Origin of the sequence: Yersinia vastinensis, from assembly GCF_044905075.1 — a bacterium.
Taxonomy (GTDB): Bacteria; Pseudomonadota; Gammaproteobacteria; order Enterobacterales; family Enterobacteriaceae; genus Yersinia; species Yersinia vastinensis.
The window spans coordinates 1538063-1564399 of sequence record NZ_CP173260.1 but is presented as its reverse complement, the minus strand read 5'-3'; the positions used below and the strand labels follow the sequence as shown (position 1 = coordinate 1564399).

Sequence of the window (26337 nt, the reverse complement as noted above, 5' to 3'; positions counted from 1 at the left end):
GAGTTGCAGCCAAGCGGCAACAGAATGCACCCAAGGCGTTGAGATAACTCAATGGCTTGGGTGTCTGATGGCAGTAAACATCACTGTTGCTTGAAAGATGATGGGAATAAATTGTTACTTCAGTGCACCAGACAGGAACTGCTGTAGGCGAGCACTTTTGGGATTACCAAAAAGCTCGGCTGGCGGCCCCTCTTCTTCAATAACACCTTTATGCAAGAAAATAACATGGCTGGAGACATGGCGCGCAAACTCCATTTCATGGGTCACTACCACCATGGTTTTCCCCTCTTCTGCCAGTTTTTGCATAATACGCAAAACTTCACCCACCAGTTCAGGGTCCAGTGCAGAAGTCGGCTCATCAAACAGTAGTACATCCGGCTCCATCGCTAATGCCCGTGCGATAGAAACACGTTGCTGCTGGCCGCCTGAAAGATGTACCGGATATTTAGCGCGAGCACGTTCATCAATACCCACTTTATCCAAATAGCGAATAGCACGCTCTTTTGCCACAGACTTACTCAGCCCCAAGACTTGGACCGGTGCCTCCATAACATTTTCCAGCACCGTCATATGGCTCCACAAATTAAAATGCTGGAATACCATCGTCAGTCGGGTGCGCAATAATTGCAGTTCTTTTTTATCAAAGACTTTTAATTGCCCGTCTTTATCCCGAACTAAACGAATATCCTGATTATTAACGCTAATCGACCCTTCGCTAGGTTTCTCAAGAAAGTTGATGCAACGTAAAAAAGTACTTTTTCCCGAGCCGGACGACCCAATAATGGAGATGACATCGCCAGCTTTAGCTGAAAGTGAAACCCCCTTTAAAACCTCATGTTCACCATAGTGCTTATGCAATTCCGTCACAGACAGCTTAGTTTCAGCTATTTTAGTTTCTAGTGTGTCAGTCATGGTCTCTCCATACTTAATGCGATGCCTGAGGTTTTATATGTGCCAGCCAACGTTTCTCTGCCTGGCGGAACAGGCTAATTAGCGTAAAGGAGATAATCAGATAAAGTACGGCAGCAATACCAAAAGCATAAAACGGCTGATAAGTTGCGGCGTTAATATCGCGCGCTATTTTCAGTATATCCGGCACCGTGGCAGTAAAAGCCAGTGCGGTGGAATGCAGCATTAAAATAACTTCATTACTGTAGGCCGGTAAAGCAATACGCAGTGCTGAAGGTAAAATAATACAGCGATACATTTTAAATCGTGAAAAACCATATGCTCTGGCCGCCTCAATTTCACCGTGGGGAACAGAACGAATAGCCCCCGCAAAAATCTCGGTCGTATAAGCACAGGTATTCAATGTCAGCGCTAAAATTGTGCAGTTTAATCCGCTACGGAAAAAGGCATTAAGCAGATCATTTCCTCGGATAATCTCTAAACTATACACACCAGAATAGAACACCAATAATTGTACATAGAGCGGCGTACCACGAAAGATATAAGTAAAGATCCAGACCGGTAAACGAATCCATCGCCGTTCTGCGACGCGTGCCACCGCCAATGGAATAGCCAGTAATCCCCCCATTACAACAGAAGAAATTAACAACCATAACGTCACGGACAGCCCGGTAAACCGGTAACCATCACTCCAGAGCAGGGCTTGCCAATACTGATGAATAATATCAATCATAGTTCAGCCCTCTTCACCCCATGGGAATAGCGCCGTTCCAACCATAGCAAAACACCATTAGAGACCGTGGTGAAAATCAAATAAACCACACCGGCCACCAAAGCGAAAAAGAAGGGTTGATAAGTGCCCTTTCCTGCCAATTGTGTGGCTTTGACCACATCATTCAATCCCAAAATAGAGACCAATGCCGTCGCCTTGAGGATCACTTGCCAGTTATTACCAATCCCCGGTAATGCATAGCGCATCATGGCCGGAAACATGATTCTGCGGAAAATCTGGCTGGAATTAAAACCAAATGCTCTTGCCGCTTCAATTTGGCCAGCAGGAACAGCCATATAAGCGCCACGAAAAGTTTCGGTGAAATAAGCCCCATAAATAAAACCGAGCGTAATAATCCCGGCAGAAAGAGGGTCAATATTGATTTGTGCAAAACCAAGTGATTCGGTAATGCTATTGAGGGTTATCTGCAAACCGTAAAAGATAAGCAGCATCAAGACTAAATCAGGTACGCCGCGAATCAGCGTGGTGTAGCACTCAAACAGGCCAGATAACAACCGGTTTGATGACAATTTTCCACCGGCACCAATCAAGCCGATAATCACTGATAGCAACACTGAGCACAGTGCTAACTCCAGCGTCACCAGCGCACCTTCAAATATCAGTTTCGAATATCCATCCAGCATCTGGGTTATCCTGTTTTACTGAGTAAGGAGTCTGGTTAATTGCTCTGTGTTGGCCCCAGCCTGAATAGGCTGAGGCCATAGCGGCAAATGGGATTAACCGCCGTAAACATCAAAGTCGAAATATTTTTTCGCGAGTTTGTCGTAAGTGCCATCTTGGCGCATTTCAGCAAAGGCTTTATCCAAGGCTGCTTTCAGCTCTGTATCATCTTTGCGCAAACCCATACCGGTGCCTACACCAAAGAATTGATCATTTTTTACTGACGGACCGGCGAAGGCATAACCTTTACCGGCTTCTTGTTTCAGAAAACCTTCACTGCCGGCAACTTCATCTTGGAAGGCAGCATCAATACGGCCAGAGGCTAAGTCCGCATAAATCAAATCCTGATTTTGATAGGCTACGACATCAATACCTTTTGGCTGCCATTCCGCATTCGCAAATGCTTCTTGAGTAGAACCTTGTAAGACTCCAACACGTTTGCCTTTTAAGGCAACCAACGTTGGCTCAATCTTGCTGTCTTTTGTGGCGATCAAACGGGCATTAGCCGCGTAGAGTTTGTCAGTAAAGGCAATCTCTTTTTGACGTTTTTCTGTGATGGAGAGCGAGGAGATAATGGCATCAATTTTTTTAGCTTTCAGCGATGGGATTAATGCATCGAAGTCACTTTCAACAAAAGTACATTTAGTATCAATTCGGTTGCATAATTCTTTGGCTATATCGATATCAAAACCGACTAACTGACCACTGGCATTTTTAGATTCAAATGGTTCATAAGTTGGATCTGTACCAATTTTGATATCTTTCGGAATAGCGGCAAAAGCACTGCTGGCGGCAGCTAATGCTAATACTAAAGGCAGAACCAAAATCTTCTTATTCATACATAACCCTCAAATTGATTTTCGATGCCACAAAGCGCGTTAGTTTTCTGTATTACCCAGAGCGTTCATAAATCAATTTGCAGTAATCGTGCCAGTAATCACTGGGAAGAAAAGCAAATTTTATGGCCGTTTTCTTAGCATGAAAGCCACTAAATGCAGGCATCTGGTTGTTAACAGAAACTGAATGCGAATGCCATGCAACAGCACGCGTTCTGAAACAGGATCATTATGGTGCATGATCCGCTCCATTTCAGTGCGATGTTGCACAAATGTATCAATTAAGGGAAATAATGTTAATTCGAACCTTGCCAGCGAATAAAGAGATCTTTAGGCAGTTCAATATCGAATTGATCGATAATCCGGTTCACCGTCTGATCGACAATATCTTGAATACTTTGTGGTTGGTGATAAAACGCGGGCATAGGTGGCATAATCACCGCCCCCAATTCAGCGGCTTGTACCATCAGGCGTAAATGCCCTAGATGCAGTGGTGTTTCACGCACACACAAAACTAATGGGCGGCGTTCTTTCAATATCACATCCGCCGCGCGCGTCAGTAAACCATCCGTATAGCTATGGACAATGCCAGATAATGTTTTGATTGAGCAGGGTAAAATAACCATACCGCTGGTCTTGAACGATCCCGAGGAGATGCACGCGGCTATATCACGAGAATCATGCACAACATCCGCCAATGCCTGTACATCTTTGACACTGAACGCCGTTTCAAGCGCCAATGTTTGACGCGCGGCATGACTGAGAATTAAATGGGTTTCCACGCCCTCGACATGTTGCAGTACCTGTAATAACCGAACGCCATAAATAGCACCGCTGGCACCACTGATACCAATAATAAGTCGTTTCATGGGAACTGCCTCAACCAAATGACGGATAACAAATTATCCACAGTATAACCAGAAATGAGGCCAATTGACTGTCTTAGGTGATTATCTGCTAAGAATTGCAACGTCCTATGTAAAAACAAAAAAGGTGCACCGCGCCTGAACGCAAGTTGCACCTTTTTGATTCATCTATACCTTGAAAGATGGAGGAGGATATTAACCCTCGTTATGCATCTCAAGATTTTCTGCTTCATTATGATTACGTAATGCTTGCGCATCATCGTTACGTAATGACTCCAAATACTCCAGATAGCTCTGATCCACATCTTTAGTCACGTAAACGCCATTAAAGACTGAGCACTCAAACTGAGCAATATCAGGGTTATCTTCACGTACAGCCTCGATAAGGTCAGTAAGATCTTGGAAAATCAGCGCATCAGCGCCAATCAACTGGCGAATCTCGTCGACTTCACGGCCGTGGGCAATCAATTCATTAACACTTGGCATGTCGATGCCATACACATTCGGGAAGCGAATTTCAGGAGCTGCAGACGCAAAATAAACCTTCTTCGCCCCTGCATCACGCGCCATCTCGACGATCTGTTCCGACGTAGTACCACGCACAATAGAGTCATCCACCAATAACACATTCTTATCGCGGAATTCTGCACGGTTGGCATTCAGTTTACGGCGTACAGATTTACGGCGTTCTTGCTGGCCCGGCATGATGAAGGTCCGGCCTACATAGCGGTTTTTCACAAACCCCTGGCGATACGGTTTATCCAAGATGCGGGCGATTTCCAGCGCGATATCGCAGGAGGTTTCTGGGATAGGGATCACGACATCAATGTCCAGATCTTCCCATTGCTTGGCAATTTTCGCCCCCAATTTCTGGCCCATGCGCACACGCGCACTGTAAACCGAAATCTTGTCCATAAAGGAGTCTGGACGGGCAAAATAAACATACTCAAACAAGCACGGATTGTATTTCGGATTTTCAGCACACTGGCGGGTGAACAACTGGCCTTTTTCGGTGATATACACCGCTTCGCCCGGAGCAACATCGCGCAGGAATTCGAAGCCAAGGGTATCCAATGCCACACTTTCAGACGCAACCATGTATTCATTGCGACCATCAGCTAAAGTGCGCTTACCAATCACCAGTGGGCGAATACCGTTAGGGTCACGGAACGCGACCATACCGTGGCCGATAATCATCGCGACACAAGCATATGCCCCACGAATTAATTGGTGCGTCGCAGCAACAGCGGCGAAAATGTTATCTGATTCCAACGGATAATGTTGGAAACGGTCCAATTCACTGGCAAAAATATTCAGCAGAATTTCTGAGTCAGAAGTGGTGTTCACATGACGGCGAGAAACTTCGAATAATTTCTTTCTCAGCTGGTGAGCGTTAGTCAGATTCCCGTTATGGGCCAGAGTGATACCAAACGGTGAGTTAACGTAGAAAGGCTGAGCCTCGGAAGCACTGGAACTGCCTGCCGTTGGGTAGCGAACATGGCCAATACCCATATTCCCCTGTAAACGCAGCATATGCCGGGTTTCAAATACATCCTTCACCAAGCCGTTTGCTTTACGCAGCCGGAACCCATTATGGGCATCAATGGTAACGATGCCTGCAGCATCCTGGCCTCGGTGCTGAAGCACCGTCAACGCATCATAAATCGACTGGTTTACCGGTGCAAAACCGGCGATACCGACAATACCGCACATGTTGTCTTTTCCTCATAAGCCGCTCCGAATCGGTAATTGATTCGGTAAGAAACTCGACGTGCTCTGCAGGTAGTCAAAGAACCACCTGATGATATAACTGAACTGCGGGATTAATTGTGACTGCTTCCAGTCGACACTCTGCGAAAAGCCAGTAAACGTATCCAGAAAGAACAACATGGCAGAGACTATCAGAACACCTCGCAGCGCGCCAAAACAGATCCCCAGCACCCGGTCAGTTCCTGATAACCCAGTACGCTCAACCAATGAACCAATCACATAGTTAACAATAGCCCCGACAATCAATGTCGCGATGAACAAAATGCCGATGGCAATTCCGTTGCGTACCACCTCATCCTCAAAGCGAGTGAAGTAGACAGCAAGGTAAGTGTAAAAATGGCTGGCAACAAAAAACGCACATCCCCATGTTACAAGTGACAATGCTTCACGGACAAAACCCCGGATTAAGCTAACTAAAGCAGAAAATCCGATAATCCCTATAATGACGTAATCAATCCAGACCATGACTATTCCAATGACGAAATCGCCGCTGCATCCTGTTCGCGGCGAATTCTAACAGAAAAAGAAAACGTTTGCGTAGAGGAATTCTTACCCGCGAAAATGAAAGCTTATCCCAGTAGGTGTGATTGTTGCGGTCAGTTTGAACACAAACAGCGCGCAAGAACCGGAGCGTACACGAAGTACGTGAGGATTCTGAACACTGCTCAGGTTCAAAATGGCAAATAAAACAACCCTAATGGGATAGGCGCTTAAAGTGCGGTGACTTAAAAATAACCATCGCCGCACCAAGAAGCCGCTAGAACCCTGTACACCCTGATATCTTAACCCTTGGACAAACTTTAACGCCCGGTACTATAAGGCCTAACCTGTCCACTCAAGCCGCTTAATGAATTAAGCTCTGGCAAAGCCGATTGCAATTTCTGTTTTGACGCATCCGGCCCGACATATAACCGAGTAATCTGACCCTGAACAGGTGTCGCTGGCACCGTAAATGCCCGATGGCCCGACAGACGCAGTGTCGCGACAATTTCATTCACTTTAGCCGCATTTTTCAGTGCACCGAGTTGGACGACATACGCCTGCCCTACTGGCGCTTTTTCTTCAGCCGGCGGTTTGATCTCTGGCTTCACTTCCTGCGGTTTTTTCTCAACAGGAGTGGGCTTGGTTTCAACAGGTCGACTTTCTACCGGTTTAGTTTCAACCGGCTTAGTTTCGACCGGTTTTCGCTCAACAGGTTTCACCTCAACCGGCTTACTTTGTATTACCGGTGGCGCTACGATTGTGGGTTCAGAGGGTAAGTTACCGGCATCATTCGCAGCTTGAGAAACGGAATCATCTTTAGGAATACCCACAGCTTGCGCAGCACCTTCTGGCGGCGCAATAGGCAGGGGTTGACTGACCGGTGGAACCGCATCAATCTCTTGGCTGTCACCGGGTTTTGGCACTAAGGGAATGGCAGCAAACTCATCCTCATAATGCTTTTTTTTACCATCCAGTAGCCCCGGCAGCACAATCACGCCCAAGGCCACCAGAATGATGGTCCCGACTAAACGGTTCTGAAACTTACTTGCCACTCGCTCTCCTTCAATGTCTTTACAAACTCAACGCTGTCACAGATTCAATGCAGCCATCACATGAGCAACAGTGTGGAAAGAGCCACAGACAATGACCACATCCCGTGGTCCGGCATCTTGCATGGCCTGACGCCACGCTGTTTCTACATCACTAAACTGACGTGACTGTGCCAGATGTTCAGCTAACTGCTCTGCACTGGCCCCACGCGGACCTTCCAATGGCGCACAATACCACTCATCAACTTGCTCAGATAAACACGCCAGCGTACCCGCAATATCTTTATCTGATAGCATCCCGATGACCGCCCGCACTTTGCCCTGTTTTGGCAGTTGAGCTAGCCTGTCCGTTAGGTATCGTGCCGCATGAGGGTTATGAGCCACATCCAAAATCAACCGCGGTTGTTCACTCACTATCTGAAAACGCCCCGGCAAACTGGCTGCCAATAAGCCTTGGCGGATAGCATCTTCGCTCAGTGATAATCCAGAATAATGCAGCACCGCCAGTGCCGTCGCCGCATTGGCTAAAGGCACATTAGGTAACGGTAAATTTTGCCATTGGCGGTCATCACACTGCCAACTCCAGTTCTGATTGTTCTGGCTGAACTGCCACGCTTTATCGCGTTGATACAGTTTTGCACCTAATGTTGCGGCCACATCAGCAATAGACTGAGGCATGTCTGGCTCGCCAACGATGGCTGGTTTTCCACTACGGAACACACCGGCTTTTTCACGACCAATACTCTCTCTATCGAATCCAAGCCAGTCGGTGTGATCAATTGCAATGCTGGTAACCGCCGCAACATCAGAATCGACAATATTGGTCGCATCCAGCCGCCCACCCAGCCCAACTTCTAAGATAACCACGTCAAGCTTAGCCTGCTTAAATAATTGCAGTGCTGATAACGTGCCAAACTCAAAGTAAGTCAATGAGATATTGCTACGTCCAGCTTCAATTTGGGCAAAAGAGTGGCAGTGCTGCGCTTCAGAGAGTTCTTTCCCCTGAATACGAACACGTTCGGTATAACGCAAAAGATGAGGTGAGCTGTAAACCCCGACCCGCAGACCCGCGGCAAGTAAAATCGACTCAAGGGTACAACAAGTGGTGCCTTTGCCATTCGTGCCGGCAATGGTGAATACTGTAGGGGCTGGCTTAAGCAAATCCAGACGCTCTGCAACCTGCTTTACACGTTCCAGACCCAACTCGATTGGTTGAGAATGCAAACGCTCAAGATAGTCAAGCCACGCGGCCAAAGGCGACGTGGCTTGGGGAATGAGATGATTGTTCATGAGTCCCGTCACTGGCCTTTTTTTCTCTGACTTAAAGCTATAAAGCTCAAGCTACGATACCGGGCACCACCTTATCAGGAGGTGCCCGTTGGGTTAATCAGGCATCGGCCTGATTATCAGTCGTCGCTGCATCAGCCTTGGCCTCAACCACACTTGGCTGTGGCTGATGAGTCAATTTAGACAAGATGCTGGCCAGCGTCTGACGCATAACCGGACGGCGAACTATCATGTCGATAGCACCTTTTTCAATCAAGAACTCACTGCGCTGGAAGCCCGGCGGCAGTTTTTCACGTACCGTTTGCTCAATAACACGCGGGCCAGCAAAACCAATCAGCGCTTTAGGTTCCGCGATATTGATATCGCCCAACATTGCCAAACTGGCGGAAACACCGCCCATGGTTGGATCCGTCAGAACGGAGATATACGGCAAGCCACGCTCTTGCATTTTCGCCAAAGCAGCACTGGTTTTTGCCATCTGCATCAGAGACATTAATGCCTCCTGCATACGAGCACCGCCGCTGGAGGAGAAACATACCAGTGGGCAATTATCTTCCAATGCCTGTTCTACCGCGCGCACAAAGCGGGCACCGACGACTGATGCCATTGAACCGCCCATAAAGGCAAATTCAAATGAAGCAGCAACAATAGGCATCCCCTGCAAGGTTCCTTTCATGGCAACCAGCGCATCTTTCTCGCCTGTCTCTTTTTGCGCAGCAGAAAGCCGGTCTTTATACTTTTTGGAATCCTTGAATTTCAGGATGTCCTTCGGCTCCAGCTCGCTACCCAATTCAACTTCACTACCTGCATCCAGCAGCATATGTAACCGCGCACGGGCTGACATACGCATGTGGTGATCGCACTTAGGACACACTTCCAGATTGCGCTCTAATTCGGCACGATAAAGTACCTGACCGCAACTGTCGCATTTTGTCCACACCCCTTCAGGAATACTCGCTTTACGGGTTTGTGAGATATTGCTTTTGTTGAGAATTCGTTCAATCCAGCTCATCGATGACCTTTCTGTTTGAACCTGGCTGTTGCCAGTCCGCTGTTCATGCTTTAACCATCTCCCTGAAAACACCCCAATAAAAAATGCCTAAGATACACGTTGGTACAGCGTAACCAAGGCACTCATACTCAGGTTGTCCGCAGGAACAGACCATAAATGTCACTCATTAAACCATATTGGCTCGACAGTGTAGATAAAAAACTGGTCGAACCCTCGGCTTAGGTAACGTTTTTACTGATTTTTCTGACGTGCCGCTGCACGCCGATGACGCCAAACCTCGAATACACCGGGCAAAATTGACACCACAATAATAACGACAATCAGCAATTTCAGATTGTTCTGCACGATAGGCACATTACCAAAGAGGTAACCAGCATAAGTGAATAACAGTACCCATACCAATGCCCCAATCACGTTATACGCGGCAAAATGCCGATAGGACATTTTCCCCATACCGGCCACAAATGGCGCAAAAGTACGAATGATCGGGACAAATCGGGCCAAGATAATCGCTTTACCACCGTGTTTTTCATAAAACTGATGGGTTTTATCCAGATAACTACGACGGAATATTTTGGAGTCCGGATTACTGAATAGTTTTTCGCCAAATACCCGACCAATAGCGTAGTTAATGGCATCCCCTAAAATGGCCGCAGTGACCATCAGAGCAACCATAATGTGCACATTGATATCATTGGAAGGTAAAGAGGCCAACGCACCGGCCACAAACAGCAAAGAATCCCCCGGCAAGAATGGTGTGACCACCAGACCGGTTTCACAGAATAAAATCAGGAATAAAATGCCATAAACCCAAACCCCATATTGCGACACCAACTCCGCCAGATGAACATCAATATGCAAAATAAAATCAATAACGAAACGTATAAATTCCATAAATACTCTCGGTAAGTCGCTAAACCTAATTTTTGATTGGGCGAGTTTAACTGAACTTTCTTAGGTATTCCTTAGCCCCAAATTATTGCCAGCCAAACTCATATTCACTTTTTCTATCAGTCATCCGCTAAAAAAAGTGGCCCCATCGGTGCTTTTGGTAAAGCAAAGTGTTCGGGATAGTCAACTGAGACCAAATACAACCCTTCTGCTTTCGCGGTTGCTGCCGCACGTGTTCTATCTTTAAGCGCCAACAGCTCGGCCATCCAAGTCACATCTTGATTGCCACAACCCACCTCGATCAGGCTACCGACAATATTACGCACCATATGATGGACAAAAGCGTTGGCCTTGATATCTACCACGATATACGCGCCATGTCGGGTAACTTTGACATGTTTTACATTTCTCCATGGTGTACGCGATTGGCACTGCACTGCACGAAACGAGGTAAAATCATTTTCGCCGAGTAGGCATTGGGCCGCTTGCTCCATTTTTTCAGCATCCAACGGCATATAACAATGGGTGACCCCTTGCGCCAAAACGGCCGGACGATAGCGATGATTAAAAATAATGTAGCGGTAGCGGCGAGCTGTCGCACTAAAGCGGGCATGAAAATCATCATCAACTGTTTTTACCCAACGCACCGCAATATCTGGTGGTAAATGGCTGTTGACCCCCATAGTCCATGCGGCATCTTTACGCATCGCCGTGGTGACAAAATGCACCACCTGCCCGGTCGCATGCACACCGGCATCTGTCCGCCCAGCACAAAAGACGCCAATAGGTTCATTGGCAACTTTTGATAACGCGGCTTCGAGACACCCCTGCACGCTGGCAACTTCTTGTTGCCGCTGCCAGCCAAAATAGCGGCTACCATTGTATTCAATACCCAGCGCAATCTTTATACCGACAGCTTCAGCCACGGTATTGTCTTGCTGGGCCAACTCAAGTTCGGACATCAGTATAGTTGCTCCTGCAACAGGCGCTCCGCCGTTTCAATCGCCATCAATGCACCACCAAAGCGAATGTTGTCCGCGACTGACCAGAACTGCAACACCTCGGGAATACCATAATCATTGCGGACACAACCAATGCTCAGAACATCACTGCCGGAGGCATCGCTGACCTGAGTGGGGTAGTCATCTTCGTCAGATAACTGAATATCTTCACAATCTTCAAGTTCGCTGCGGGCTTCCTCCGCAGAAATTGGTCGTAATGCCTCCAGATGAACCACCTGTGCCTGACCATAAAATACCGGTGACTGAATACAGCTCACTGAGATTGGCAAACCTTCATCTTGCAAGACCTTACGTACCTGGTCCACCAGACGGCGCTCTTCACGTACACTGCCCTCTTCATCTGCCAGCAGCGGCAGCACGTTAAAAGCCAGTTGCTTAGCGAAGATCCCCGGCTCGGCAGGGATACCATTGAGCAATTTGGCACTTTGCCCAGCGAGATCATCCACCGCCGCTTTGCCATGGGCTGAAGCAGAAATCAGCGCAGTAACATGCAGGCGAGATAAACCAGCCTGTTCTGTCAATGGCTTAATGGCCGTCAGTAACTGGCTGGTCAGGCTATCGGCTACGGCAACAATATTGCGATTGCGATAATCTGCCAGCACTTGCGGGTTCACACTCGGCACCACCAACGGCACATCGTGTTCCATGGCGAAGAAGCCGCTGCTGTCGATAACTAAACAGCCCGCATTTCCTGCCTCTTCAGCATATTGCGCGGAGGCTTCACGGCCGGCGACAAAGAAAGCCAACTGTGCTTGAGACCAATCAAATTCAGCGACATTTTCGACCAGCAAACTTTTACCATTGAAGCGCACGGTTGCGCCGGCACTGCGCTCACTGGCCAGAGGATACAATTCACCAACCGGGAACTGGCGCTCACTTAATAGCTCCAGCAAAGCTTCACCTACTGCGCCCGTAGCTCCTAACAGAGCAATATTCCAGCCGTCAGACATGTTGGTTTTCTCCACTAATGATTGATAAGACAAAGGCGGTAAAATACCGCCTGATATTCAATAACGATTAATTTATATAGCGAGTTAACGTAACTGAGCGGTAAACCCTAATTTCTGTAATAGCTCTGCGCTGGCCGCGTTGTCACACTGCACGCAAAGTGATGACCATTCGCGACGTTCCTGATAGTGCTTACGCAGGCGATCAAACTCGCCCGGCAGGCCAGCAACACGGCGCAGCGGCGCATCATCGCGGCGCACATCATACACTAAGTGCATCAATCGTTTTAATTTGCCTTCATCCAGCTCGCCATTAAGTTGCAGTTGGCTGAATTCTGGCTGTGGTAAAAGAGTCGCAAGATCTACCGATTGCGGCTGCCCCAGATGCTGACTAAACGCTTCAAATACCTGAGTTGTACCACGTGCTTTGCCCTCCAGCGTATATCCGGCGATATGGGGTGTACCAATATCAACACGCGCCAATAGCGGTAAAGATAACTCTGGTTCAGGCTCCCATACATCTAATACCACACTGAGTTTTTTTCCTTTTTCCAGAACACGGAGTAAGGCAGCGTTATCGACTACAGCACCACGGCAGGCATTAATCAGAATACGTCCATCCGGCAGGGCTGCCAGTAACGCTTCATCAGCCATATGCAGACTTTGATAGACCCCAGTCTTATTCAACGGTGTATGGAAAGTGAGAACATCTGCTTCGCGCACCAGTTTTTCCAGCGGCCAGAAGGTTTCATTATCGCCCCGATCGGCTCGTGGTGGATCACATAATAAAGTCCGAACGCCAAGGGCTTGCAAGCGAGTATTCAGCCGCGAACCAACATTGCCAACCCCAATAATCCCAACGGTTTTATCACGCAGTTGGAAACCATCACGTTCGGCCATCATCATCAAAGCGGAAAAGACATATTCCACCACCGCAATAGCGTTACAACCCGGTGCGGCGGAGAAGCCGATACCCTGTTGCCGTAACCAGTTATCGTCGACATGGTCAGTACCGGCGGTGGCCGTACCCACAAAACCAATTGAGGTGCCTTGCAGTAATGCCTCGTTCACTTTGGTTACCGAGCGCACCATCAGTGCATCTGCGCTCGCCAGTGCATCAAGGGGGATAGGTCGCCCCGGCACTGCCTGCACATCACCTAACCGTTGAAATAGCGTTTCCGCGTACGGCATATTCTCATCAACCAGAATCTTCACGTTGTTCTCCGGCAGCTTACTGCCCTACAAAACAGGGGGACCTAGTATATACCCAAAAAATGCGGTGTTTCAGGTTCTTCGATAACGTTCGGGTGTAGTACCTGAAATCTGCTGAAACATGGCAATAAAGGCCGATGCCGAGCTATAACCAACATCCAGCGCCACGCTTTGTACTGTTTTTCCCTGCTCCAACAAAGAGATGGCGTGTAAGAATCGCAGCCGCTGTCGCCATTCACTAAATGCCATTCCCAACTCTTGCTGGCAACGGCGTGATAGTGTTCGTTCGGTGGTGTAGACACGTTTAGCCCAAAGCGCCAATGAGGTGTTATCTGCCGGGCAGCGCTCCAGAGCCATCAGCACCGGCGATAACAGCTTATCCTGCGAGGTCGGCAGATAGGTGCGCTGCACCGGGGATTGATTAAGTTGGTCAATCAGCACATGCGCTAAACGCATATCTTGCTCACTCTCCGGCATCAATAAACCCCGAGCGAAGCAATCCTCAACAATGGCATTAAAAATTGGGCTGACATTCAGTAGGCAAGCCGATGCCGGTAGCCCATTACAGAACGCCAGCGCAATATCAATGGCGCGAAAATGCATCGGTTTGCGATTATAACTGGAATGTTCCACCCCTGCGGGTACCCAGACACTGAACTCAGGGGGAGCCAAGAAACGCTGTCCGCCAATATTCATTGCCAACACACCTGATTTGACACATATCAACTGCCCGTATGTGTGACTGTGCGGCAGAAACTCCGTATTGGCATTGTATATCTCGCAGCGAAAGGACAAATTCTGCGGGGCGGTGGCAGCAACCATCGGGAAATCAGGTTTTTTCATCGTCAATACTCTCGTGGTCACTCATCTGCTGGCTGAAATTGTCCTAATCACAGCAATTATTGTCTGGTTATCAGTATATAGAATAAATCAGACAACTGTAGACTACATCACATAAGTATATTGATGAGAATTATTAGCATGAATGTGTTGTTCCCCTTATTCGCAGTGATTATTTGGTCAATCAATGCCGTTGTCAGCAAGATATCAGCCACAGCTATTGACCCGGCAGCGATCTCTTTCTATCGCTGGGTACTGGCATTCCTGACCTTAACGCCATTTTTACTGCTGGGGGTTATCCGTAACTGGCAAGCAATTCGCGTCTATTGGTGGAAGCTGATGATTTTGGGATTGCTGGGCATGGTGCTTTACCAAAGTCTGGCTTATTACGCCGCCCACAGTGTCAGCGCCCTGTTTATGGGGATCCTTAGCTCATTAATCCCATTATTGACGGTGCTTATCAGCATTTTCCTGTTACGCGTCGCCCCCACTGTCGGGATTGCTCTGGGCAGTGTGTTGTCATTAGGGGGATTAGTGTGGCTGGTCAGTGCTGGTGATCCAGCACAATTACTGCATCAAGGTATTGGTAAGGGTGAACTGATGATGTTTGGAGCCTCGGCATCCTATGCCTTGTACGGCGTGTTAACAAAACGCTGGGCGATTCAGTTACCTAATTGGCAATCGCTTTATATGCAAATCGCCTTTGGTGTGGTGCTGCTGTTGCCTAATTTCCTACTGGCACCGGATGTGCAATTAACCGCACAGAATATTCCGTTGGTCTTATTTGCTGGTATTCCTGCGTCTATTATTGCGCCCTATTTATGGATTCACGGTGTGATGCGTTTAGGAGCAAACACCGCATCAATATTTATGAACCTGACGCCGGTATTTACCGCAGTCATCGCCGTAACCTTCTTGCATGAGCAATTGCACAGCTATCACCTGATTGGCGGCGGCATTACCTTAGCCGGGGTCATTTTGGCTCAACGTTTGCGCACCCCACTGCGCAGGAAAGCGGCCCAATAAACTATCAAGATGAGATAGTGGCCTTATTATCCGCCGCTATCTCAACGCCCACCTGCACATGATCTTTTCTATGCAACATGAATACTCCCAATAATACCAATGCACTCCCCAGCAATTGCGATGTCGACAACACTTCGCCCAGCAGAAAATAAGCAATCACGGCAGTGAACACTAACTCTAGCGTTAATAATAGACTGGCAACCGCCAGCGGTAATGTCTTCAAGCTGAGATTAAACAGACCAAACCCCAATAATGTCGGGCCTGCGGCTAGAATCAGCAATAGCCACCAGCCAGACCATTGAATCCCCTGTGCGCCATGAGATAAGAAAAACAGATCCCCGACCATTTGCTGTAGCCCCTGAACCGGAAACCACAACAAGAGCTGATTAAATATCAGCTGATAGCCAGCGGAAAAACCAAATACATACAAAATAGTATTCCACACCGGATAGCGACGATCAGTGGCAATTCTCCCCGCTAAGGTATAAAAGCTATAGCCGACTCCCGATGCTAGCCCAATAAACAGACCGATAAAATTAAAGTCCGCTGCGGTAATATTTACACCATCGCTGACCAGAAAACAGCCCGATAAACTGATGATAATCACCAGCAGTTCACGCCATCCCATATATTCGTTATAAAAAATCCACCCAAGAAAAACAGTAAACCCCACCGAACAATACACCAAAATGGTGGATATCGATGCTCCGTTTAAGGCGACAGATTCTGTCCATAACCCATTAAATACCGCCAACAATAAGCCATATGAGAGATAGAACTTCACTTGATCACGGCGCAGTTTGGCCCACTGCGGTCTGATGATGAGTAAAATAGGCAATAATACCGCCGCCACTAATGCGGCTCGCCAAAAAGCCAAAACAGAGGTGGGCAAATGATAATGTGCAGTCAGGATGCGGATGATTATCCCGGTAAAACCTAATAATACGGCACTGATAATCGCCAGCGCATAACCTTGTCGTTTACCGGTAAAAAAAACACGGCCCGCCAATGGCGAACCCATCATAGATGGGGGTAACCCCGCCGGTATTGCCATCGCTGCCTCATTGGATTCACAACATCAATTAATGAATATCATTCTACGCTGGCGTTTTTAGGCGACCAGAGCCACTTCTCTACAGATTGATGCAGGCCACTTTTTCTAGCTTGAAGCCTTGTTAACAAGGGGTATAGTGAAAACATCTTTTCTGACATGAGCCACTTTAGGCCGTTATCGCATGCACATCCCTTTAGACCGTCAACAAGACATTCCGCTGTATCTACAAATTGAAGAAGCATTGCGCCGGGCTATCCTCAGTGGCGTGTTTGCTGACGGTGATAAATTGCCCTCCACTCGCACGCTGGCCGCTGAGTTGTCGGTGAGTCGTCTGACGGTTGATAGTGCTTACGCCGAACTCGCCGCCAAAGGCTTTTTACAGCAGCGGCGTGGTAGCGGTGCTTATGTCCGTCATCTTCCGCCACCGCCCAGTCAGCCGCTTGCGCGCGTACAAGATGAATTTCCTCTCGACCGTTTTACCACCGTGACTTCGCGGTTGGACGGTTATGCTGATATCCCTTTACCACCGAATACGATTAATTTTGCCGCCGGAATTGGCAGCCCGAAGATTTTCCCACTGGATGAGTTTCGCCAGATCCTGCAATCCATATTGCGCCGCCATGCTGAAGAAGCATTCAGTTACGGCGATTACTGTGGCTATTACCCATTGCGCGATACCCTCAGCCGCATTCTTTCTGCGCAGGGGATCCCCACTCGGCCAGAGCAATTGCTGATAACGAATGGTTCACAACACGCCATCAGTCTAGTGAGTCAATCATTGCTGGCCCCCGGTGATACTGTTCTAGTCGAAGAGCCCACCTATGCAGAAGCACTCGCTCTGTTTCGCCTGCATAAAGTGAATATAGTGGCGTTGCCCAGTGACTCACAGGGGATGAAACTCGAAACTCTACCCAGCTTGCTGGACAAGTACCAACCCAAACTTCTCTATTGCATCCCCAACTTTAACAATCCCACTGGCCGCTGTATGAGTGAACCCCGTCGCCACCAACTATTGCAGATAGCCAGAACTGCTGGGGTGGTCATTCTGGAAGATGACTATGTGGGGGACCTGCGTTACAGCGGGAAAAAGTTGCCATCACTACGTTCACTCGCAGCGCCAGGCGAGGTTATCTATGTCAGTACATTTTCAAAAATGCTGTTGCCAAGTATGCGGATTGGTTATTTGGTGGCGGATCAACCCCACTACACGCAACTCGCGCGTTTGAAACATGTCGATAGTTTTACCAGTTCAAATTTGATCCAGCGGGCGCTGGATGCTTTTGTTACTGTTGGCCGTTATGACAAACAGCTGCGCCGAGCCTGCCGTTTGTACCGCCAACACCGTGATGCCATGACCGAGGCACTCACACACACATTACCGCCAGATTGTACGTTTGAGATCCCAGATGGTGGGTTATTTATCTGGCTGCAACTGCCTAAAAATGCGCCAATTTCACGTTTAATGCCACTGGCATGGCAAGCGGGAGTCACTTTCGCTAAAGGCGGTGGATTTTATTCCCAAGAGTCCTATGGCGAATTCAGCCTGCGCTTAAATTTCGCTGCTAATTCACCCGAACTGATAACTCAAGGAATCAGCCGTCTGAGTACTGCAATCCGCCAGTGTCAGGCACAAAAAAGCCCGGCATAAGGGGCCGGGCTGTCACTATCTCATTGAAACATTGGAGAGTTAACTGCGCTTTTAAGTACCAAGCGTTGATAGCCACAGACGCAGTTTCATTCCCCAATAACTCGTCCAACCGCTGGTGTGCTGCACCATTTTCCCTTGATAGAGGATAACCACGGTTGGAGTGACATTAATTTGCCACTGTGCCGACAACTGGCCTTGTGGATCATTAATCACTGGCAGTTGATAGCCTTTTTTACTCAGCCAACGCTCTACCTGCGGCGCATCACCAGAACGTAAGGCGACAGTCAGGACATTCTCCCCTTCTTGCACCAACTGATTAACACTGGGGGTAGTGAATTTACACACGCCACACCATGTCGCCCAGAAATAGATAAGCAAAGGTTTTTCCTGACTCATCTCTTGCAGGGAAACCGGCTTCCCCGCTAAGGTATGCAACGTGCTATCTGGCCAGTCTGCAGGGGCCTGTGGACTGCGCAGCCAATCCATACCAAATGAAATAGCGGCTACCACGAGCAATAAAATAACTAACTCTTTACCCCAGCGCTTTAAACGGCTCATTGACTGGCCTGCGCCAGTTGTTGCTTAACGATTTCCTCTAATTGCGAGTATGAAATCGCTCCCGGCACCATTTGGTTGCCAATTAAGGTGGCAGGAGTGCCCTGAATACCTAACTGATCAGCCAGTTTCAGGTTAGTGCGCAACACATTCAAACTTTGCTCACTCGGCTCCACAGGCGTCACGCCGGTTTTTTTCTGTGCCGCAGCAATGCTGCTAGCATCATGGAACCCTTTTTTCGCCATCAAACGCTGATGAAAAGCCAGAAACTGATCTGGATGCTGCTGCCATAGGGTCAGTGCCAATCGTGCGCTGGTCACTGAACTTTCACCTTTAAATGGCAAGGGTTTAATCACCACAGCAACCTGCGGATACTCTTTCACTAATTTTTCCAGCAACGGATCAAATGTTTTGCAGAAAGGACAGTTGTAATCCGTAAACGAAACCAAGGTGAGCTGTGGTACTGCGGCCCCAAATCGTGGGCTACCGGGGTCTTGATACAGAGCGTGTTTATTGGTCTCGATAAATTGGTTCAGTTGTTGCCCCTGAGCCTCATTCGCCTGTTGCTGCCAAGCATCGACCGATTGCGCCAGAATATCGGGATTCGCTATCAACGTTTCACGAATCAGCTCTTTAATCCGCCCCTCTTGTTCTGGGGTAAAAGGTGCCGCCGCCCACAATGGCGTCGAAAATAGGACAAACAGCAATACAGTTAATATTCTCATTTTTCATTTCCTTTAGCGTCGGCCAATACTTTTAATAACACATCACGATCCAGCAGAGGGGAAAGCACGATGCCCTGTGGTTGTTGTGGCCCATAAATTTGATTGAACGGAATGGCGACACTGCCGCGGCTGCGTAAAAATTCAGTGATTTCGGCAGAAGGCCGAGTCCAGTCCCCGCGCAGTGCTACTACATCAGGCGCTTGCAAAGCAAGCTGTACATCATCGCGCATCAGCACGTGAATTTTGTTCACTTTGCACGTCACGCACCAATCTGCGGTGACATCGACAAACACACGTTTATGCTCGGCCAAAGCCTGTTTAATGGCGGACTCCGTTAATGGCTGCCACGGGATATTGTCATGTAGAGGTTTACGCCATAAATCAGCCGTCAATGACCCCACCAGCAACAAGCCCCCGACAAGCAACACCCCGATTAAACTGACGATAGCAGCAATTCGAATGCCATAACGCCAGCCAATGGCCAGTAACAGGGCCAATAATAATATTCCAGCAATAACCATCACGGTTTGCAGGCCAACATGACTCGTCATTAGGCTCAATAACCATAGGCTGGATGCCAACATCAGCACTCCCATCCCAATACGTAGATGATTCATCCAACGGCCGGGACGCGGTAGGCATAGCGCCAGTTTGGGCCATGCCGCAACAGCCAGCCACGGCAGACTCATTCCCACGCCGAGAGCTGTAAAAATCCCCCACAGTGCGGGTAACGGGGCCGCCAGTGCAAAAGCCACTGCAGTGCCGAGGAATGGCGCGGAGCACGGTGTAGCCAACAATGTCGCCAGTACACCCTGTCCAAAATGACCGGCCATACCGTGCGCCCCCGGTTTCTCAACACGGGGCGTAGCAATTCGCGTGTTCAGTGATGAAGAGAGGTGAATTTCGAACAGACCGAATAGATTGGCGGTAAAGATCGCAGTAACCAGCACCATAAAACCGATAAACCACGGGCTTTGGAACTGAATTCCCCAGCCAAGGGCATGGTTGCCTAGGCGCAAAGCACTCATCAATAACGCCAGCAGCCAAAATGAAGTGACGATCCCGGCGCTCGAGGCTAGAAACTGCCAGCGCACCTGACGGCGAGTTTGGTGCTCTGTTTGCAAAATAGAGCCAAGTTTCATCGCCAATACTGGCAGCACACAGGGCATCAGATTGAGGATCAATCCGCCCACAAGTGCCATCAACACCCAAGACCAAAACGTGGTTGAGGATTGGGGTAACGCTAATGCTGGCCCAACTGTCACCGTGGCTTCTTGCGCTAGTCCTTCATCGGTAATCACCATAGTCAGTGACTTTCCGTTCAGATCGGCGGAGCCCTCTCCCCAACCATCGGTGGCGGGTACTCGCACTGATAACTGGGCACCTTGCACACTCACTATCGGCTTGCCGAGATCCACATCGTCGAGCGTATCGAAGAACAGTTCCGGCTGCTGCCAACCTTCATCACGATGAGCAAGAATTTGCACTTCACTGTGACTAAAACCCGCCTGAATCTGCTGAGTCAATGCGTTAGCAATCGGCACCTGCCCCATCGCCTGGGCAAAATCATGTTCGAATTGCTGCTGCTCTTCACCACTGACCGCAGAGGAGAGGTCAACGCTAAACGGGTAGTCAGTCAAAATACAGACATTGCTACAAGTCGACAGAGTCAAAACACCGCTTAAGATTTTGGGAACCTGACCAGAAATAACGATCGGCAATATTACCTGCTCATGATACCCCTGAGTTGAAATCCCAGACACATCAAAACGTTGTGGCACAGGCCAGTACCATTTAACGGACTCAAGTGGCGTTGCCCAAGCGATGACAGGGGCAATACCTCCCTCTCCCGGTGAACGCCAATAGGTTTTCCAACCTTTTTCCAGTTGGACACTCAATAACATACGGGTTTTATCATCAGCAGAAGGCTCGGCACGAATTTGAACCTTAGCATGGTCATTTTGTGGACGGACCAACCAACCACTGTCTGCAGCCCAAAGGGTGGGCATCCACAGCAGCAACAGACAAAACAGCGCTGTTTTGCTTAAATTGCGCATTTAATCTCTCCATGAATAAATTAAGCACAGCCACACATTGTGTCGCTATGATTATTCGCACAGTACGGTTTTTATAAAAATGGCTGATAAATGAAAACCGCACTTCGCGAGCTAGAGTTATTCAAAGAGTTGGGTTATTCCCGGAAAATACACAATCGCAGATGCACCCTCAAACCACTGGGTGATATGACTCTGGGCGGTGGGAACCGCATACTGGTGGGGATAATAGGGACAAGCAATAGCAGCAATAAACCCAGCGAGAAAATCGCTAATTCAAACAGAACCGGCGGTGAAGCCAGTAAAGATTTGGCACTCAATTCACAAGGTGTTGGTGCTTCATCAGCATCAGTGGTAACCACTTGTGACGATGATGTCGGGAGAAGATTTTTTTCCAACGCGTGCAAGCTAGCGATGCGCTGAGTCATACAAACCAGTATGACCAGGCAAGCCAGACAGAGGAACCACTTTGCCGCGCGTTGTCGTTTAAACATTATTGATACTTAATAATCTCATTCAGTTATTAGGCATCATCTTAACGATATAATTTCCATTATCAATGGTTGGTTGGTAAACAATAGTCAGCAAAAAGGTTCAATTTAGGTTTTAGCTGAAAATGTTTTGAATCTGGTTTCGGCTTGTGAGCGACCCGGACGGGGAATCTGTTCGGTGGTTAGCGCGTTATGTATCTCTTCTTAACCAAACGAAACCAATACATTTTTGGGCAGGACATTCATTCAAACCTAATAAGAATATATTGGTTGCTCACATTTACAGGTATTATACCAACTGCTTGGATCTCATACCGGGCCACCGATAAATCTCCTCCACTGCGAAGGACAGGTTATATGCAACCTTTGAACGGCCCAAGTGTACCTATTGCCACTGATCGCAATGTTGCACTGCCCAAAATGCCCTCTCCGGGTCAAGTGGAAGATCAGGCACTAACTCCTGCACAGCGTACAACGCTGGAAAAACTGATTGTACGAATTATGGCCCTTAGCCCAATAAAATCAGCCGAAATCTGGGCTGCACTACGCCATGATTTATCTCTCAGCAGCACCAGTGATTTATTGGCTCGCCACTTCCAACCCGCCGAGCAATTACTGCAAACCCGGTTGTCGCAGGCTCAGGAAAATCACGCCAATCAGCAACTACGTCAGCAGTTGACCGAGTTACTACCTCAGGGTAATAACCGGCAAGCAGTCAGTGATTTTATTCGCCAGCAATTTGGTCATACGGTATTAAGCCAGTTAAGTCATACCGAATTACAACAAGTTTTGGTATTACTGCAATCTGGCACGCTAAATATTCCGCAACCGCAATTAACGACGATAACTGACAGACCGTTGCTCCCGGCAGAGCAGCAACATATTCAATCACTGGTGGCTAAACTCAGTGCCGCTACTGGGGAGCAACCAGCCAAAATATGGCAAGCCCTATTTGATTTGGTGAGTGTGAAAAGTCATGACCCGCTACCCGCACGCCATTTTCAGATACTCAGCCAGTTTTTACAGGCCAAAGTTGCCCTTAGCCAGCAAACAGCCCCCACGTTAGTGAATCTGCAAACCGTACTGAAACAGCCCGCCGATGCGCAAGAGCAGCAGTTATTAATTGATTACACACAGAATCGCTTTCAAGCCAGCTCAACAACACCGCTGACACAGGCGCAATTGAACGACATTATTAACGTGCTATTTGCGGCCAGATTAGACCGAGCCAATACCGCCCAGCGCTTGGCTGAAGATCAACAAAGTCTTCAGCCAATCATTAACCCGCTTATTGCCGCACTGCCACAATCATTACAACCTTTGTTGCAAAAACCATCACTGGCTTTTGTAACGCTGATAATTGTGATGGTATTTTTATTGGCTATTTTTCTTTAATTAGCCGCTACCCGTAGATTACTGGCTCAGGCTATCTTTATCTGAGCCACTCATTTTACAGTGCCAATAGCCCCCAACCAACCAGTGCACTCCAGAATAAAAAGGGCAGTGAATAGGCGTGGAATTTCAACCAAATCGCGGGTTCTCCCGCCATTCTCAGCGCAATTAAATTCGCCATCGAACCCAAAGCAAAACCAAAGCCACCGATATTCACGGCATAGGCGACCAATGCACTGGAAGGAAGATAATTCAGCAATAAGATTGTGGCCGGAACATTGCTAATCAGTTGGGATAAACCAATACCTAATATATAGGCCGCCGCCGTAGACAAAGTTTTGATTTCACCAAACAATGACTGCAAAGCAGGTAACTCGGTCAGTAGGCGAACATCAATAAACATGGCCATAAAGACCACTATCAAACTCCAATCTATTGCTAATAAAACTCGCCGCGCCAATAACAATAAGCCCGCAAATACAATGAATAATCCATAACTTGCCAACCCCAAATCGACACAGACAATAAAAATTACATATAGCGCCAAACAACTTAGCAATAGGCGGAATTGGTAAGGGTAAATCGGGCTAGAACTTTGCTTAACAATTTTTCGCGCGGGGAAACGCCACCAGGTCACCGCCAAGAGTGTGAGCAAAATAGCTGCTGCCAAAGGGGCCATCTGGTGAGTAAAGCCAATAAAAGAGAGTTCGGAACGGCTCCATAACAGAATATTTTGCGGATTACCGATAGGCGTTAACAACGAGCCCGCATTCACGGCCAATGCAGAGAAAATAATCAGACGGGAAACGGGTAAAGACGATATTTTCTTCAATGTCAGAATCAGGGGAACAATGATAAACAGCGCGACATCATTCGTCAGGAAAGAAGACAATACCGCCGCAGACAAGACTAAAAATAGCGCCAGATGCCGTTCAGTATGTAACGCATTAATTATCTTGCGACCAATAAAATCAAAGTAGCCACTGACTTCAACCCCTTTTGTCAGCAGCATTAACCCCAACAACGTCACAATGGTGGTCCAGTCAATAAACTGTGGAAAGGCGCTAATTTTGGCTGGCATCATGGCCGTAAGACCAATACCCAGTATCACTAAAATATGCAGCAGGCGGTCTTTCAGAAAAGGTCTGAATACTGTTTTTACTGCACGATGAGTCGTTGCGAATAATGTCATCAGGAAATCTACAAATAACAGGGCTGACAAAGAAAGGTCACGTTAGCGCAGCCGATCGTTTTATGCCAGCCCCATTATCTGTCAACGGCCAAACTCAAGATTCAGCCGCTTCAAACTAGATCTGAGTATTTTGTTTCACTGCTTTTCTAAAATCATCCATTGAGCAAAATCCTTTCGCATCAATCGGGCAGCCTTCGATTTCCAACGTGACACGTTTTGGTGGTGCCTGAAGTGACAACGGTGTTTTATGACGAATTTGCTCGGTCGACAGATAAATATACTCAATCTTCATCAGATCTTTATTTTGTTTAATATCTTTCCAACGCTCAAAGACCACTTTGCCACTGATCGGGGTTCTCTCGTATTGATCAGGCAGTTGGTATTCTTTGGTTTTAAGTGCTGCGAGTAATGAAGCAATATTGGAGTCATGCCCAACCAATACTGCAAACTTCGCTTTTTGCGCGGCTAATTCATTCGGGGTTTTCTCACCCTGAGGATCAAGAGCAGAGCTAATAAAGCCCACTAATTTCTCGGCGGCATTATCTGCGATAGCAGGAGAGCCAAATAAAGTTTCATGGTAGAGGTTCTTGATATCGATTAATTTACGCCACTCTTCAGATGACTGAATCCGCCCCCAAGCCACATCTTTCGCCGGGAAGCCTTCATAATATTGCAGCATGAAAGCATCAGAGGCACCAGTCCCTAATTTCAGTGGGCCAGTAATGCCCGGTTCTTTATTTTGTACTAATACAATTTCAGTCGGCTGCATGCTCCAGTCACATTTCTTATCGACTAGACATGCTGGTGAATTTTTATAATCTAGGATGTTAGACAGTAAATCGTAATTTGGCTGTAAACGTTTGTTCAACCCCTCTACCCCACCCGGCCCTGCATGTTGATTAATTGAAGCCAACGCTTTTTCTTTAAATTCAGGGGTAACATCTAAAGTAATAATCGGGTTAAAGACAGGATCCATCTTACCGATTTCTTTTTGGTGGGTAACTGGAACATTACATCCGGGGAAAGCGCCAAATAAGAAATGCTGTGCGGTATCAATGGTTCTTGGCAAGCTGTTGGCGTAGGTAAATACCGTGGTTGGTGTCGGGCATCCGGTCGATTTGAGTAATTTGGTTTCTGCCAACCACTGGCGGAAATATCCCCCCATCATCGCCTCAAGTTCGGCCCCTTTGGGTGTCAGGTAACCACCAGGTGTACTCCATTCAGGCCATTTATCCGGGGTGGCACTGGAGAGCATATCGCCATAATTCACCAAGGGCGCACGTATCCCATGGCGGCTCATGACTAAAACCTGTTCAAGTTTATAATGACCGTTCTTATCCTGAGCCACGACCTTATCTTGAGCCACAAGATTGGCTGAAGCAGGTAAGAGAGTTGCTAATAAGGTCAGGGCGTACGCCGTCTTTATTTTTATCATCCCAAACTCCATCATCCGTTGGTGGTTTAAGTCGTCAATAGACTTTCGATTGCTACAGATTTGTTACAACAGAGATAATAGACGCAGGGGGGAGGTAAAAGCGGAGTCTCATCACAGATCCACTTATTATGTCAGGTCGACCAATTGATTTTTTTGTCGATGAATCTTGGTATTACCACAGATTTAGA

25 protein-coding genes are annotated in these 26337 nt (G+C 47.9%); 3 read left to right on the top strand and 22 right to left on the bottom strand.

The features are described 5' to 3' along the window. Nucleotides 1-114 precede the first annotated feature (114 nt). From hisP to ACIOG0_RS07330, 15 genes are all read right to left on the bottom strand, one after another. Nucleotides 115-912 carry a histidine ABC transporter ATP-binding protein HisP gene (gene hisP, locus ACIOG0_RS07400; protein ID WP_072086433.1) on the bottom strand — a complete coding sequence of 266 codons (798 nt, stop codon included), beginning with the start codon at nt 910-912 and terminating at the stop codon, nt 115-117. A 13-nt stretch (nt 913-925) separates the two neighbouring features. Beyond that, a complete protein-coding gene (locus ACIOG0_RS07395) occupies nt 926-1642 on the bottom strand; it encodes an ABC transporter permease (protein WP_050096883.1) in 717 nt (238 codons plus the stop codon). Further along, on the bottom strand, nt 1639-2325 hold the full coding sequence (locus tag ACIOG0_RS07390) for a histidine ABC transporter permease HisQ (RefSeq protein WP_050096882.1): 687 nt from the start codon (nt 2323-2325) through the stop codon (nt 1639-1641). The genes ACIOG0_RS07395 and ACIOG0_RS07390 overlap by 4 nt, the downstream gene beginning before the upstream one ends. A 93-nt stretch (nt 2326-2418) precedes the next feature. After that, a complete protein-coding gene (gene argT / locus ACIOG0_RS07385) occupies nt 2419-3201 on the bottom strand; it encodes a lysine/arginine/ornithine ABC transporter substrate-binding protein ArgT (RefSeq protein ID WP_050096881.1) in 783 nt (260 codons plus the stop codon). Between the two features lie 293 nt (nt 3202-3494). Further along, complete coding sequence (locus ACIOG0_RS07380; RefSeq protein WP_050096880.1) at nt 3495-4067, bottom strand: UbiX family flavin prenyltransferase; 573 nt, start codon at nt 4065-4067, stop codon at nt 3495-3497. Nucleotides 4068-4259: 192 nt separating this feature from the next. Further along, nucleotides 4260-5777: an amidophosphoribosyltransferase gene (gene purF / locus ACIOG0_RS07375; protein WP_050096879.1), complete on the bottom strand. Its 1518-nt coding sequence runs from the start codon at nt 5775-5777 to the stop codon at nt 4260-4262. A gap of 12 nt (nt 5778-5789) precedes the next feature. After that, entirely contained in the window at nt 5790-6299 is a 510-nt protein-coding gene (cvpA, locus tag ACIOG0_RS07370) for a colicin V production protein (RefSeq protein WP_004708846.1), read from the bottom strand. 335 nt (nt 6300-6634) lie between these two features. Beyond that, nucleotides 6635-7369, bottom strand: coding sequence for a cell division protein DedD (dedD, locus tag ACIOG0_RS07365; protein ID WP_050096878.1), 735 nt, complete (start codon nt 7367-7369; stop codon nt 6635-6637). 36 nt (nt 7370-7405) lie between these two features. Then, nucleotides 7406-8656, bottom strand: coding sequence for a bifunctional tetrahydrofolate synthase/dihydrofolate synthase (gene folC, locus ACIOG0_RS07360; protein ID WP_050096877.1), 1251 nt, complete (start codon nt 8654-8656; stop codon nt 7406-7408). A gap of 97 nt (nt 8657-8753) precedes the next feature. Beyond that, entirely contained in the window at nt 8754-9665 is a 912-nt protein-coding gene (gene accD / locus ACIOG0_RS07355) for an acetyl-CoA carboxylase, carboxyltransferase subunit beta (protein ID WP_050096876.1), read from the bottom strand. Between the two features lie 231 nt (nt 9666-9896). Further along, complete coding sequence (locus ACIOG0_RS07350) at nt 9897-10559, bottom strand: DedA family protein (protein ID WP_050096875.1); 663 nt, start codon at nt 10557-10559, stop codon at nt 9897-9899. 116 nt (nt 10560-10675) lie between these two features. Further along, nucleotides 10676-11518 (bottom strand): tRNA pseudouridine(38-40) synthase TruA, encoded by an 843-nt coding sequence (truA, locus tag ACIOG0_RS07345; RefSeq protein WP_050140347.1) that lies wholly within the window; start codon nt 11516-11518, stop codon nt 10676-10678. Further along, nucleotides 11518-12528, bottom strand: a complete 1011-nt coding sequence (locus tag ACIOG0_RS07340) for an aspartate-semialdehyde dehydrogenase (protein ID WP_128450911.1) — start codon at nt 12526-12528, stop codon at nt 11518-11520. Before ACIOG0_RS07340 ends, truA begins: the two co-directional genes overlap by 1 nt. Nucleotides 12529-12612: 84 nt before the next feature. Then, a complete protein-coding gene (pdxB, locus tag ACIOG0_RS07335) occupies nt 12613-13740 on the bottom strand; it encodes a 4-phosphoerythronate dehydrogenase PdxB (RefSeq protein ID WP_050096872.1) in 1128 nt (375 codons plus the stop codon). A 69-nt stretch (nt 13741-13809) separates the two neighbouring features. Next, entirely contained in the window at nt 13810-14580 is a 771-nt protein-coding gene (locus tag ACIOG0_RS07330) for a helix-turn-helix domain-containing protein (protein ID WP_050140344.1), read from the bottom strand. 138 nt (nt 14581-14718) lie between these two features. Between ACIOG0_RS07330 and ACIOG0_RS07325 the strand changes: the two genes are divergently transcribed. Next, nucleotides 14719-15603, top strand: coding sequence for a DMT family transporter (locus tag ACIOG0_RS07325; protein WP_050140343.1), 885 nt, complete (start codon nt 14719-14721; stop codon nt 15601-15603). A 4-nt stretch (nt 15604-15607) separates the two neighbouring features. On the opposite strand, the gene ACIOG0_RS07320 is transcribed toward ACIOG0_RS07325, so the two are convergent. Next, nucleotides 15608-16657, bottom strand: a complete 1050-nt coding sequence (locus ACIOG0_RS07320; RefSeq protein WP_128450913.1) for a DMT family transporter — start codon at nt 16655-16657, stop codon at nt 15608-15610. 181 nt (nt 16658-16838) lie between these two features. Between ACIOG0_RS07320 and ACIOG0_RS07315 the strand changes: the two genes are divergently transcribed. Then, nucleotides 16839-18305: a PLP-dependent aminotransferase family protein gene (locus ACIOG0_RS07315; RefSeq protein WP_050140342.1), complete on the top strand. Its 1467-nt coding sequence runs from the start codon at nt 16839-16841 to the stop codon at nt 18303-18305. A 51-nt stretch (nt 18306-18356) separates the two neighbouring features. Here ACIOG0_RS07315 and ACIOG0_RS07310 read toward each other — a convergent pair whose 3' ends face one another. The 4 genes from ACIOG0_RS07310 to ACIOG0_RS07295 form a co-directional block, all read right to left on the bottom strand. Continuing rightward, the gene (locus ACIOG0_RS07310; protein ID WP_128450914.1) at nt 18357-18863 is read right to left on the bottom strand and encodes a protein disulfide oxidoreductase; all 507 of its coding nucleotides are present in this window, start codon (nt 18861-18863) and stop codon (nt 18357-18359) included. Continuing rightward, on the bottom strand, nt 18860-19585 hold the full coding sequence (locus tag ACIOG0_RS07305; RefSeq protein WP_050096866.1) for a DsbA family protein: 726 nt from the start codon (nt 19583-19585) through the stop codon (nt 18860-18862). Before ACIOG0_RS07305 ends, ACIOG0_RS07310 begins: the two co-directional genes overlap by 4 nt. Then, nucleotides 19582-21642: a protein-disulfide reductase DsbD gene (locus ACIOG0_RS07300; RefSeq protein WP_128450915.1), complete on the bottom strand. Its 2061-nt coding sequence runs from the start codon at nt 21640-21642 to the stop codon at nt 19582-19584. The genes ACIOG0_RS07305 and ACIOG0_RS07300 overlap by 4 nt, the downstream gene beginning before the upstream one ends. A gap of 134 nt (nt 21643-21776) precedes the next feature. Further along, entirely contained in the window at nt 21777-22133 is a 357-nt protein-coding gene (locus ACIOG0_RS07295) for a copper resistance protein (protein ID WP_128450916.1), read from the bottom strand. A gap of 354 nt (nt 22134-22487) precedes the next feature. Between ACIOG0_RS07295 and flk the strand changes: the two genes are divergently transcribed. Then, nucleotides 22488-23525 (top strand): flagella biosynthesis regulator Flk, encoded by a 1038-nt coding sequence (flk, locus tag ACIOG0_RS07290; protein ID WP_050096863.1) that lies wholly within the window; start codon nt 22488-22490, stop codon nt 23523-23525. Nucleotides 23526-23580: 55 nt separating this feature from the next. Here flk and ACIOG0_RS07285 read toward each other — a convergent pair whose 3' ends face one another. Both ACIOG0_RS07285 and agp read right to left on the bottom strand, forming a co-directional pair. Then, nucleotides 23581-24714, bottom strand: coding sequence for an SLC13 family permease (locus ACIOG0_RS07285; RefSeq protein WP_050096862.1), 1134 nt, complete (start codon nt 24712-24714; stop codon nt 23581-23583). A gap of 115 nt (nt 24715-24829) precedes the next feature. Beyond that, on the bottom strand, nt 24830-26149 hold the full coding sequence (agp, locus tag ACIOG0_RS07280; protein WP_050096861.1) for a bifunctional glucose-1-phosphatase/inositol phosphatase: 1320 nt from the start codon (nt 26147-26149) through the stop codon (nt 24830-24832). Between the last annotated feature and the right edge of the window lie 188 nt (nt 26150-26337).